The following is a 12733-nucleotide window of genomic DNA, read 5'->3' as shown; positions in this document are numbered from 1 at the left end:
CCGTACCGCCGCCCGCGCGGCTGCCCGGCACGCGCTGGCTGCGCCGGGGCCGTCCGTACTACGCCAAGCCGCTCACCGGTCGCGGGGAGACGACCCTGGAGCTGCGCGTCGCCCCCGTGCGCCTGCTCGCCGCCGTCCGCAACCGCCTCGGCAGCCGCATCTGACCGACGCCCCCTCGGCGGCCGCGTCTGACCGACCCTCGGCGGGCGCACCTGACCGGCCCTCACCCGCCGATACGCCCGCCGACAGCCCCGCCGATACGGGCCCGGGCCCGCCGCAACCGGCGCCGCACCCCCGCGGCGACCTCGATGGGCGCCACCTCCAGGGCGAGGGCCGGGGCCGCCCGCCGGGTGAGCGGTTTGGCGTAGTACGGACGGCCGAAGCGGAACCAGCGGATCCCGGCCAGCCGCCCCGGACAGGGCACGACGACGCTGCGGCCCTCCACGACCAGCGTCAGGGTCCAGCGGCCCGCCGCCAGCCGTCCGACGGGCAGCCGGGCGGTGAAGGCGCCGGAGGCGCCGCCAGGTTCGAACCGCGCCGCGACCTCGCGCACCGCGCCCGTCCCGCTCTCGGCGCGCAGCAGCGGCGTCCCGGCGTCGCGGGAGCGGGCGGCGGCCTCGCCGGTCAGCCGCCCGCCGACGATCAGGACGCCCTTCCGGGCATCGTGCCAGGCGGTCCGGGTCACCCGGCACGGGGCCTCGCGGGAGGGGGCGTGGGCGACCTCGCCGACGTCGAGCGAGAGATTGCCGTACGGGGTGATGTAAGGGACCACCACCACGGGTTCGCCCCGCGGGGTCATGACGGCGCGCCGGGGCGGCCGGACGGCACCGTCCTCCGCGCCGTCCTTGCGGTGGCTGCCGAACCGCACGATGCGGCTGACTCCCTGGGCCCGGACGTCGAGGTAGAGGTTCCACAGGCCGCGTGCCAGCGGCGCGCCGTCGTCGGCGGTGGCCGGGTCGATGTCGGCGGTGAAACCGGACGGGTGGGGCGTGGTGGGCACCCGGACCTCGGGGCGGTCGGACTCGTACGCCCGCAGGATGACGTCGGTGCCCGCGTCGATCGCGTCGATGCCTTCGATGGCGGCGTGGCCGGTCAGTCGCAGCACCCCGCCGTGCCAGCGCGCCGTATCAAGACGGTGGCGCACCGGCAGCCGGTCCGTGATGTCGAAACAGGCGTCGGGGACGTCGGCGGTGTGGTCGCGGAAGAAGGGGTGGAGCCAGTAGACGCGGCCCTTGTCGACCAGATGGCCGCGCCCCGCGTCCTCCTTGGCGTTGCGCGCGACGGTCAGGACGTCCTCGAAGCGGTCGGTGCGCAGCAGATGGACCAGGAGCCGGTCCGGGGCGTCGATCCGCTGGAAGATGGTGTCGGTCACCCAGGTGCGCGCCCACTCCCGGAACGCGGGGAAGAAGCGCTCGCGCGCGTCCCGTTCGCTCTCGCGCGGCAGCAGCCCCCGCAGCGGGCCGCACAGTTCCCACTCGACGTGGCGGCGCATGATCTGGTCCCGGCGGGGGCCCGGTTCGAGGTAGCGGGCCACGGTCTCGAAGCACAGCCGGATGCCGTCCATGCGGTGGGCGAGGTCGGACGCGGTGAGGGTGAGGTTGCTGCGGTCCTCGCGGTAGCGGACGTAGTAGCAGTCGTAGTCGGCGACGACGGATATGCCGGAGGCGTTGAGATAGGCGGCCGCGGTGAACGGCTTGTCCTCACAGTTGCGGTAGGGCGGGAAGCGCAGCCGCAGCCGCTCGATGAGGGAGCGCCGGAAGAGCTTCCAGGGGCCCAGGGTCAGATAGGCGTGGGAGGAGAAGATGTCGGTGCGCGGCTGGTTGTGCGAGAAGACGGCCCGGGGCACGGCGCGTCCGCCCACCGAGGCGATCCTGCCGAGCACGATGTCGGTGCCGTTGTCGTCGGCCATGGCGACCATGCGGCGCAGCGCGTCCGGCCCCAGGTAGTCGTCGGAGTCGAGGAAGAACACGAAGTCCCCCTGCGCGCGGTCCAGTCCGGTGTTGCGGGGGCTGCCCGCGCAGCCGGAGTTCTCCTGGTGGACGACGTGCAGCGCGGGGCACGCGCGGGCGAGCCGCTCCAGCTCCTCGCCGGTGCCGTCGGTCGAGCCGTCGTCCACCGCGATGATCTCGATCCGGTCCAGGCCGAGGGTCTGGTCCATCGCGGAGGTGACGGCGCGGGTCAGCTCCGGCATGGCGTTGTAGGCGGGAATGATCACGCTCACGCGCGGCGGGCACACTGCGGACGCAGACATGGCGGTTCTCCGGGATCGACGGCCGAAAGGGTCAGTCGCGGTCGGGAGCGTGGTCGGGAGCGTGGTCAGGGGCGCGGTCGGGAAAGGCGCGGGTGGGCTCCACGGCATGCGGGGGCAGCCCGCCACCGTGCCCGGGGGCGAGGTGCCGCGACGGCACCGCACGGCTCTCCGGCCGCCGCTGTGCGACGGGCGGCAGCGGCTGCGCGGTGACGTCCTCGCCCAGCATGAGGGTCCGTACGACGCGCTCCGCCGCGTGCCCGTCGTCGTACGGGCAGAAGCGGGCCCGGAACGCGGCGCGCAGCGCGGCCGCCTCGGCGTCGCACCACCGCCCCTCGCGGAACACGGCGATCAGTTCGTCCAGGGTGCGGGCCACCGGGCCCGGGGTCTCGCCGGGGCGGCCCGACAGCAGGTCGAAGTAGACGCCGCGCGCGGCCCGGTAGGTGTCCCAGTCGTCCGCGTAGATCACGATGGGCCGGTCGAGCAGGGCGTAGTCGAACATGATCGACGAATAGTCGGTGATCAGCGCGTCGGCGGCCAGGCACAGCTCCTCGACCGACGGATGGCGCGACACGTCCCGCACCAGCCCCGCCTCGTCCAGTTCGCGCAGCGCCGCCGACGGCCGGTACGAGTAGTGCGCCCGCACCAGGAGCGTGATGCCCGGGCCCAGGGCGCGGCTGACGCGCTCCAGATCCAGCCGGGGGATGAACCCCTTCTGGTAGTCGCGGATCGTGGGGGTGTAGAGGACGGCGGTGTGGCCCTCCGGGACGCCGAGCCCGGCGCGGGCGCGCCGCACGTCGTCCGCCGAGGCCGAGACCAGCACGTCGTTGCGCGGATATCCGTATTCCAGCAGCCGGTAGGAGGCGGGGTAGACCCGTTCCCACACCTCGCTGGAATGCGGATTGGAGGAGAGGGCGACGTCCCAGCGGTCGATGCGCTTGAGGAGATTCCCGAAGCTCATTCCCGCCGCCGCGGCCGGATAGCGCTGCTGGTCCAGGCCCATGCTTTTGAGCGGTGTGCCATGGAAGGTCTGGAGATGCACCGTGCCGGGCCGCTTGACGACGTCGTTGGGGAAATTGACGTTGTTGATGAGATAGGCGGCGCGGGCCACCGTCCGGTAGAAGTCCCGGGTTCCGGTGACGACGTAGTCGACGCCCTCAGGAAGCGACGCGATCTCCGACTTCTTGACCACCCACACCCCGCGGATGTGCGGCGCCAGTTCCCGGGCCTTGTAGTAGATCGCCGCCGGGTTGCACAGCACTCCGCGGCCCCAGTACGCGCTGTAGACGGCCAGGTTGGGGTCGACCGGGCGCTGCCGGTGGGCCCGGTACAGGGCCCGTTTGCCCCGTACGGCCAGCGCCGCGCGGGCGATCCGCTTGGCCTTGCGGGCCCCCGACACGGCCCGCGTCGCCATCTCGTGCTCCCGGTAGCGGGCGAACGAGCCACGGGCCAGCGCCGCGAAGCGCCACTCGGCCCCGGCGGGCGGCGTGAAGCCGTCCGGGAGGTGGGTGCGGTACCAGGCGGCGGCCCGGCGGAAGAAGCGGGGCCGGTCGGCCGTCGCCACCCGGGAACGGCGGTCCAGGCAGAACAGGAAGTGGGAGACGGCCCGTTCGAAGAGCAGACACCGCAGCGGATTCAGGTGCGGATGTTCGTCGAGGAAGGCGAAGAGCCGGGCGTACTGGTCGAATATGACGAAGTGTTTCTCGCCGGGGCTTCCCGTACTGGCCCCGACCCGGCGTTGGCGGTATTCCAGGCCGACCAGGTCCACGCAGGCGATGCGCCGCGCGGTCAGCATCGTCAGATACGACAGCAGCGCGTCCTCGTAGATTCCCTCGCTGAACGCGAATCCGTGGCCGGTATAGAAAGCGCGACGGTAGACCCGGTTGGACGACATCGCGAAGATCCGCAGGAATTCGGGGCGCTCCAGGACGGAGAACACGTCGGTGCCCGCGGAGTTCAGCAGCTCCCCGAAGACGCTGGGTGCGCTGCGCCCGGACCAGTAGGTGCGCACGTGGTTGAAGTAGAGGATGTCCGGGTCCTCGTTGAGGGCGAGCCGTTCGGCGAGGCCCTCCAGGGTGCCGGGCGCGAGGGTGTCGTCCCCGTCGAGGAACAGCAGATAGTCGCCGGTGGCGCGGTCGACCCCGGCGTTACGGGCCTGGCCCGGGCCGGAGTTGACGGGCTGGTGCACGGGCACCACCCGGCTGTCGCGGGCCGCGCAGGCGTCGATGATGGCGCCGCAGTGGTCCGGCGAGCAGTCGTCGACGGCCACCACCTCCAGGTCGTGGAACGACTGCGTCAGCACGGAGTCCAGGCAGGCCTGGAGAAAGCCCTGCACTCGGTAGGCGGCGATGACGATGCTGAAGCGGGGCATGCGGCTCCTCGGGACGCGACGGCGGATCGAGGCGCGAAGCGCTCACTGACTCACCACCGTAGGGTCGTACGTCCCGATATGCCCGATAAGCCCATGGAGGGGCGGCCAAGCGGGTGAAACCGGGAATCGCTGCCCCGCACGCCGAAGGGGCGGTCAGTGGCCGATGGCCGCTGACCGCCCCTCCACGCTGACTCAGCTGTGCGTACGCAGCAGGGTGCGCATCGTCCGCATCGCCACCGACAGGTTCGCCAGGTCGAACGTCTCGGACGACTGGATCTCGTCCAGTGTGGTCCGCGCCCGCTGGAGGATCGCGGCGTTCTTCTGCTCCCACGCCTTGAACCGCTGCTCCGGCGTCGAACCGCCGTTGCCGACCGACAGGACGTCGGAGGTGAGGGCGGCCTGGGCCGCGTACAGGTCCTCACGGATGGAGACGCGGGCCATGGACTGCCAGCGGTCGGCCCGCGGCAGTTCGATGATGCGGTCCATCAGCTGGCTGATCGACAGCCGGTCGGCCAGGTCGTAGTAGACCTCGGCGACCGCGAGCGGGTCCTTGCCGGTGCGGTCCGCGATGGCGACGATGTCCAGCGTCGGGAAGGCGGACGAGAAGCCCGCCACCCGGGTGGCCAGATCGTCGGGGACACCGGCGGCGGTCAGCTCGTCGTGGATGCGCTGGTACCACTCGATGTCGCCGCCGCGCAGCAGCTTGGGCAGCTGCGCCCGCACCGCGGCGACCCGCTCCGCGAAGAAGTCGATCGTCCCGGCCAGCTCCAGCGGCTGCGGCCGGTTGTTGAGCAGCCAGCGGGTGCCGCGCTCGACGAGGCGCCGCGAGTGCAGCCGCATCCGGGTCTGGAACTCGGCCGCGACGACCGTGTCCAGCGCCTCGACCTCGTCCCAGATCTCCCCCAGCTCGAAGATCGCCCGGGCCGCGGTCTGGGCGCGCACGACCTCCTCGGTGGAGGCCCCGGTCTCCTCCCGCATGCGGTGCAGGAAGGTCGTACCGGCGGTGTTGACGGTGTCGTTGACCAGCACCGTGGTGATGATCTCGCGGCGCAGCGCGTGCCCGTCGACGTGCTCGGGGAAGGTCTGGCGCAGCGCCTGCGGGAAGTAGGCGTGCAGCAGCCGCTGGAGGTACGGGTCGTCGGGCAGGTCGGTGCCGATCAGCTCGTCCGCCACGGTGATCTTGACGTAGGCGAGCAGCACGGCCAGCTCGGGCTGGGTCAGTCCGCGTCCGGCGGTCAGCCGCTCGCGGATCTGCCGGTCGGCGGGCAGGAACTCCAGCCCGCGGTCCAGCCGTCCCTCGCGCGAGAGGCGGCGCATCAGCCGCTGGTGGGCGTGGAGCAGGCTGGGGGCCTGGGCGCCGGAGATGGCGAGGGCCACGTTCTGCGCGTAGTTGTTGCGCAGCACCAGCGCGCCGACCTCGTCGGTCATCTCGGCCAGCAGCTTGTTGCGCTGCTTGACCGTCATGTCGCCCTCGGTGACCAGCGCGTTGAGCAGGATCTTGATGTTCACCTCGTGGTCGGAGGTGTCCACCCCGGCGCTGTTGTCGATCGCGTCGGTGTTGATCCGGCCGCCGTTGGTGGCGAACTCGATGCGGCCGAGCTGGGTCAGGCCCAGGTTGCCGCCCTCGCCGACGACCTTGGCCCGCAGGTCCTGGCCGTCCACCCGGATCGCGTCGTTGGCCTTGTCGCCGACGTCGGCGTGCGATTCGGTGGACGCCTTGACGTACGTACCGATGCCGCCGTTCCACAGCAGGTCGACCGGGGCCTTGAGGATGGCCTTCATCAGGTCGGCCGGGGTCATCTTGGCGACCTTGGTCTCGATGCCGAGCGCGGCCCGCACCTGCGGGGTGATCTGGATGGCCTTGGCCGTACGCGGGTGGATGCCGCCGCCCGCCGAGATCAGCCCGGTGTCGTAGTCCTCCCAGGACGAGCGCGGCAGCTCGAACAGCCGGCGGCGCTCGGCGTACGAGGTGGCCGCGTCCGGGTTGGGGTCGAGGAAGATGTGCCGGTGGTCGAAGGCGGCGACCAGCCGGATGTTCTCGCTCAGCAGCATGCCGTTGCCGAACACGTCACCGGACATGTCACCGACGCCGACGACCGTGAAGTCCTCGCTCTGGGTATCGTGGCCCAGCTCGCGGAAGTGCCGCTTGACGGACTCCCAGGCGCCGCGCGCGGTGATGCCCATGCCCTTGTGGTCGTACCCCGCGGAACCGCCGGAGGCGAAGGCGTCGCCGAGCCAGAAGCCGTAGGACTGGGCGACCTCGTTGGCGATGTCGGAGAAGGTCGCGGTGCCCTTGTCGGCGGCGACGACCAGGTAGGTGTCCTCCCCGTCGTGCCGGACGACGTCCTTCGGCGGCTCGACCTGGCCGCCGACCAGGTTGTCGGTGATGTCGAGCAGACCGGAGATGAAGGTCTTGTAGCAGCCGATGCCCTCGGCCAGCCAGGCGTCCCGGTCCACCGACGGGTCCGGCAGCCGCTTGCCGACGAATCCGCCCTTGGCGCCGACCGGCACGATGACCGTGTTCTTCACCATCTGCGCCTTGACCAGGCCCAGGATCTCGGTACGGAAGTCCTCACGCCGGTCGGACCAGCGCAGGCCACCGCGCGCGACCTTGCCGAAGCGCAGGTGCACGCCCTCGACGCGCGGCGAGTACACCCAGATCTCGTACGCCGGGCGGGGCGCAGGCAGATCGGGCACGGCCTGCGGGTCGAGCTTGACCGACAGGTAGTCGTGCGGCTCGCCGTGCCCGTTCTTCTGGAAGTGGTTGGTGCGCAGGGTGGCCTTGATGAGGGTGAGGAACGAGCGCAGGATGCGGTCCTCGTCGAGCGAGGCCACCTGGTCCAGCGCCGCGTCCAGCTCCTCCATCAGGGCGTCGGTCAGCTCCAGCCCCGCCCGCTGCCGCTCGGGCGACATCCGGGCCTCGAAGAGGGAGACCAGCAGCCGGGTGGTGTGCACGTTGTTGCGGAGGGTGTCCTCCATGTACGACTGGCTGAAGGTGGAACCGGCCTGCCGCAGGTACTTGGCGTACGCGCGCAGCACCATGGCCTGCCGCCAGTCAAGGCCGGCGCCCAGCACCAGCTGGTTGAAGTTGTCGCTCTCGGCCTGGCCGGTCCACACCGCGGCGAACGCGTTCTGGAAGCGCTCACGGGCGTCGTCGGCGAGGGCCTCACCCTCGCGCAGCGGCAGCCGCAGCCCGAAGTCGTAGATCCAGGCGGTGGTCCTGTCCGCGCAGCGCAGCTCGTACGGGCGCTCGTCGACCACCTCGACGCCGAGCGTGTTGAGCACCGGCAGCACGGCCGACAGCGACACCTGGCCGCCCGCCCGGTAGATCTTGAAGCGGCGTTCGGCGTGGGCCGCGCCGACCGGCTCGTACAGGCTGAGCGCGAAGTCCTGCTTGCTGTCCTCGGCGGTCAGCCGCTCCACGTGCTGGAGGTCGGCGACGGCGCCGCGCGGCGTGTGGTCGGCCTTGTAGCCCTCGGGGAAGGCGTGCTGGTAGCGGCGCAGCAGCTCGGCGGCGCGCTCCTCGCCCACCTCCGACACCAGGGCCTCGGAGAACCCGTCGGCCCACGAGCGGGCGGCGTCGACCAGCCGGTTCTCGATGCGCTCGACATCGGCGTCGGTCAGGTCGGGCAGCTCCGTACCGGGCTGGACGCGGACCACGAAGTGCAGCCGCGACAGCACCGACTCGGTGTGCAGGGCGGTGAAGTCCACCGGCGGGCGGCCGCTCAGCTCCTCCAGCAGGATGTCGGTCAGCCGCAGCCGCACATCGGTGGTGAAGCGGTCGCGGGGCAGGTAGACCAGCGCCGAGTAGTAGCGCCCGTACTCGTCCTGCCGCAGGAACATCCGCAGCCGGCGCCGCTCCTGGAGGTAGAGCACGCTGGTGACGATCGAGCGGAGCTGGTCGACCGGGGTCTGGAACAGCTCGTCGCGCGGGTAGGTCTCCAGGATCTGGAGCAGGTCCCGGCCGTCGTGGCTGTTGGGCCCGAAACCGGCGCCCGCCAGCACCTCGTCCACCTTGCGCCGGATGACCGGGACCCGGCGCACCGACTCGGTGTACGCGGCGGACGAGAACAGCCCCAAGAAGCGGCGCTCGCCGATCACATTGCCCTCGGCGTCGAACTTCTTCACGCCGATGTAGTCGAGGTACGACGGCCGGTGGACGGTGGCGCGGCTGTTGGCCTTGGTGAGGACCAGCAGCTTGTGCTCGCGGGCCTTGGCGCGGGCGTCGGCCGGCAGCCGGTTGAACGACGGGGACACCGGGGTGGCCCCGGCGTGGGCGCTCTCGTCGGTGTCCTGGTGCGCCGGGTCGGACCGCAGGATGCCCAGGCCCGTGCCGGGCACCGCGCTCAGCACGTCCTCCTCGCCACCGGCCTCGGTGGGCGCCTGGGTCAGCTCGTACTCGCGGTAGCCGATGAAGGTGAAGTGGTCGTCGGCGAGCCAGCGCAGCAGCTCACGGGCCTCCTCGACCTCCTGGTCGCGCACCTCGGCGGCCTTGGGCTCCGCGGGCAGCTCCTCGGCCAGCCGCAGCGCCGACTGGCGCATCTTGTCCCAGTCCTCGACGGCCTCGCGGACGTCGGACAGGACGCGCAGCAGGTCGGCGGTGATCTGCTTGAGGTCGCCGCGGTCGGTCTCCCGGTCGATCTCGACGTGGATCCAGGACTCGACGACGGCGTCGTGCGGCAGGTTCTCGCGGGCCTTGCGGTCGTACGAGGCGTCCAGCAGCTCGATCAGCTTGCCGGTGATGTCGCGCCGCACGACCACCTGCGGGTGGATCACCACATGGATGCCGCGGCCCGCGCGGGTCAGCTCATTGGTCACCGAGTCGACCAGGAACGGCATGTCGTCGGTGACCACCTCGACCACCGAATGGCTGCATGTCCAGCCGTGCTGCTCGACGGTCGGCGTGTGCACCCGGACGTTCGCCGTGCCCTGGGGGCGCGCCTCGGCAAGACGGTAGTGCGAGAGCGCCGCGCCGAAGACGTCGACCGGGTCACGGTCCGCGAGGTCCTCGGGGGGCGTGTGCAGGTAGTAGTGCTGGAGGTATGCGGTCAGGGTCTCCGGGCCCGGGCCCTGTACCGGTGGTTGCCCCCCGGCAGGGCTGTTCTCAGCGACCCGGGCGGCCCGTGCGAGCAGCTCGGCCTTGGCTTCGTCCAGCTTGGTCTGCATGTCCTCTGGCTCCTGTCGCGCGCCGTTGCGTGACATAGGTGGCGGTGGCATGACGCCGCGACTCGGGGTATCCGGTCACGTACGACGGTATGCCGGATCGGGAGAAGGCCGCGGCGTACTCGGCCGTAAGTGACCAAGACCCCACGCGGCGTCGACCAGCGGCAGCGGCTCCGGCCCGGAGGCGCCCCGGGCTGGGAGCGAGGGCCTCCTTGCCCCCGTGGACTATCGCGCTGATCACGCAGTAAGGCTATCGCTCCACCCCAGGGGCTCGTCATGAGCCGTTCGTGTACAAAACCCGACCCCGATGTTTGACGACACCGGACAGCCGGGGAGCGTGCGCCGCCACGCGATGCGCTCTTGGCAAACCTCTGGTGCGGATGCAGGGTGACACCGTCGGTGGTAAGCGTGGAAACGTGGAGGTGGGCGGCATGAGCAGCACTGCTGCGACTGCGAAGATCCTGCTGGTGACCGGGGACGCGGCCGAGTCCCTGGAGGTGCTCTACCCGTACCAGCGCCTGCGCGAGGAAGGCTACGACGTACACATCGCGGCCCCCTCCCGCAAAACGCTGCGCTTCGTGGTGCACGACTTCGAGGAGGGCTACGACACCTACACCGAAAAGCCCGGCTACAGCTTCCCCGCCGACCTCGCCTTCTCCGACGTCGACGCGGGGCAGTACGCCGCCCTGGTGATCCCGGGCGGCCGGGCCCCGGAATACCTGCGCAACGACCCGGAGCTGCGCAAGATCTGCAAGGCGTTCTTCGACGCCGACAAGCCGGTGGCGCAGATCTGCCACGGCCCGCTGCTGACGGCGGCGGTCGGCGCGCTGACCGGGCGGCGGGTGACCGCGTATCCGGCGCTGGAGCTGGACATGCAGGCGGCGGGGGCGACGTTCCAGGACGCGGAGGTCGTGGTGGACGGCACGCTGGTGTCGTCGCGGGCGTGGCCGGACCATCCGGTGTGGATGCGGGAGTTCCTGGCGGTGCTGCGGACGAAGGCGCCGGTGGCGTGAGGGGCTGACAGTTTCTGATATCTGTCAGCTGCTAGCTGCCAGCTGATACCCGCTGACTGTCAGCCGTCAGCTGCTAGTTGTCAGTCGTCAGCTGTCAGCTGCTGGCTGTCAGTCGTCCGCTGTCAGACGTCAGCTGTCAGCCACTGGCTGTCAGCTGTCAGCCAGCGCCTCGGCCTCCCGTACGGCCTGCTCCAGGGTGTCGACCACCGGCACCCCGGCGGAGAGCAGGCTGGTCCGGCTGTGCGAGCCGCCCGTGTAGAGCACCGCCCGCGCCCCCACGTGCTCGGCCGCCACCGCGTCGTCCACCGCGTCGCCGATCACTACGATCCGCTGCGGCGGCACCCTCTCCAGGGCGGCGAGGTGCCGCACCATCTGCTCGGCCTTGCCGGTGGTGCTCTGCCCGGTGCGGCCGTCCACGCGGATGAAGTGGCGCTCGATGCCGTGCGTACGCACCAGGGGCATCAGGTTCTCGTGCGGTGCCAGCGAGCACAGCGACTGGGTGAGCCCCGCCGACTGCCACTCCGTGAGCAGCTCCCGGGCGCCGAGCGCCAGCCCCGCGCTCTCGGCCAGCGCCCAGTAGTGCCGGTGGAAGGCCTCGTCCATGACCTCCCATTCCTCATCGGTGGGCAGCCGCCCCATCAGCCGCTCGTAGAAGAGCGGGACCGGTACGCAGTACAGCTCCCGGTAGCGCTCCAGCGTGATCGGCGGCAGGCCGATCTCCCCGAACGAGGCGTTCGTCGCCTGGATCACGACGTCGATGTCGTGGAAGAGCGTGCCGTTCCAGTCCCACACGATGTGCGTCACGTGGTTCGTCCCCATCCCTCGACGGTACGGCCTACTCGATGAGATTGGGGATCTCCTGGGTGGCGTACCACATCAGCTCGTGGTCCTCCGCGCCGTCCACCGTGAACTGCGCGTCGTCGTCCCCGAGGTNGCTCGTGGTCCTCCGCGCCGTCCACCGTGAACTGCGCGTCGTCGTCCCCGAGGTCCGCCGCGCCCAGCGCGTCGGCCGCCGCGGCGACGTCCCGCTCGGCGTCGTCGGCGTCCAGGTGCACCGCCGCGGCCTCGGACAGCCGTACGGCGGCGGCGATCCGCACCTCCCCCAGCGCGGACTGGTCCAGCCCCCGGTCCGGATCGGCGACCGCCTGCCCGTCGGGCACGTCCACAGCCACCACCACGCGCCGCCGCGGCACCTGCCGGTCCACGGCGAGCAGCCGCAGGGACGCCTGCGCGGCCCGGCTGAGCGCGGCGTACTCCAGCTCCTCGATGTCGTCCGACACGTACCACTCGCGCAGCGCGGGCGTCACGGCATACGCGGTCAGCGGCCCCGGCCCCAGTTCTCCCGTCTTGTGCGCCTCGGCGAGACCGGAGAGGGTCAGGGGGACGTAGACGCGCATGGGCCGCCACTTTCACGAGACATCAGGTCCCGCCAGCATACGTTCGACGCCCCCGCTTTGAGGGCTGGGTTTTCCCCCAGCTACCCCTGGGAGGTGCCCCCGCCCGGCCGGGCCCGCCGGTCCGCGTTCCCGGCCACCGGAGCGGCCCCACGCCCTGGCGGGGCCGGGGGCGATGCGCCGCCCGGTCGCCCGGGTCGCGGCAGCCCGGTCTGCTGGGGCTGCCGGTCCCCGTTCGGGGTATTTCCGGGGGGCTGCGGGCCCGGGCTCGTCCGCCGTCCCGTATGCCGCCACCAGTCCTTCCACCGGATCGATTCCCCCGGATAGGTGAAGGGCCCGGCCGGGTCCGGGGGCCCGGTGACGGGCGTTGCGGGTGGCGGAAACGCGTCGGTAGAAGTCTCCCGACAGAAAGCTACTGCCCGGTATTTCCGGGCCCGGCAGAGACGGCGGGACGCATGCACGAGATCACCCGGACGACGACGCGGACCGACCGGGGCGCGGCGGGCACCGCCGCGCGGCGCCGGAGCGGTGGGGCCGGGGGCCG

Annotated in this window: 5 protein-coding genes and 1 pseudogene; 1 reads left to right on the top strand and 5 read right to left on the bottom strand. The window is 71.5% G+C overall.

Features of this window, described 5'->3' with window-relative positions; translation table 11 throughout:
• Positions 1–223 precede the first annotated feature (223 nt).
• The 3 genes from EEJ42_RS13590 to EEJ42_RS13580 form a co-directional block, all read right to left on the bottom strand.
• Entirely contained in the window at positions 224–2251 is a 2028-nt protein-coding gene (locus EEJ42_RS13590; RefSeq protein ID WP_123100200.1) for a glycosyltransferase family 2 protein, read from the bottom strand.
• Positions 2252–2282: 31 nt separating this feature from the next.
• Positions 2283–4619 carry a bifunctional glycosyltransferase/CDP-glycerol:glycerophosphate glycerophosphotransferase gene (locus EEJ42_RS13585; RefSeq protein WP_123100199.1) on the bottom strand — a complete coding sequence of 779 codons (2337 nt, stop codon included), beginning with the start codon at positions 4617–4619 and terminating at the stop codon, positions 2283–2285.
• 192 nt (positions 4620–4811) lie between these two features.
• Positions 4812–9785 carry an NAD-glutamate dehydrogenase gene (locus tag EEJ42_RS13580; RefSeq protein ID WP_123100198.1) on the bottom strand — a complete coding sequence of 1658 codons (4974 nt, stop codon included), beginning with the start codon at positions 9783–9785 and terminating at the stop codon, positions 4812–4814.
• Positions 9786–10213: 428 nt separating this feature from the next.
• On the opposite strand from EEJ42_RS13580, the gene EEJ42_RS13575 reads away from it, so the two are divergent.
• Positions 10214–10795, top strand: a complete 582-nt coding sequence (locus EEJ42_RS13575) for a DJ-1/PfpI family protein (RefSeq protein ID WP_123100201.1) — start codon at positions 10214–10216, stop codon at positions 10793–10795.
• Positions 10796–10945: 150 nt separating this feature from the next.
• Here EEJ42_RS13575 and EEJ42_RS13570 read toward each other — a convergent pair whose 3' ends face one another.
• Together EEJ42_RS13570 and EEJ42_RS13565 are read right to left on the bottom strand one after the other, a co-directional pair.
• A complete protein-coding gene (locus tag EEJ42_RS13570; RefSeq protein WP_123100197.1) occupies positions 10946–11614 on the bottom strand; it encodes an HAD family hydrolase in 669 nt (222 codons plus the stop codon).
• Positions 11615–11630: 16 nt separating this feature from the next.
• Positions 11631–12192, bottom strand: a pseudogene (locus EEJ42_RS13565) (DUF6912 family protein).
• Positions 12193–12733 lie beyond the last annotated feature (541 nt).

Source organism: Streptomyces botrytidirepellens, from assembly GCF_003721215.1.
GTDB classification, from domain to species: Bacteria; Actinomycetota; Actinomycetes; order Streptomycetales; family Streptomycetaceae; genus Streptomyces; species Streptomyces himastatinicus.
This window is presented reverse-complemented; position numbering and strand designations above follow the sequence as displayed.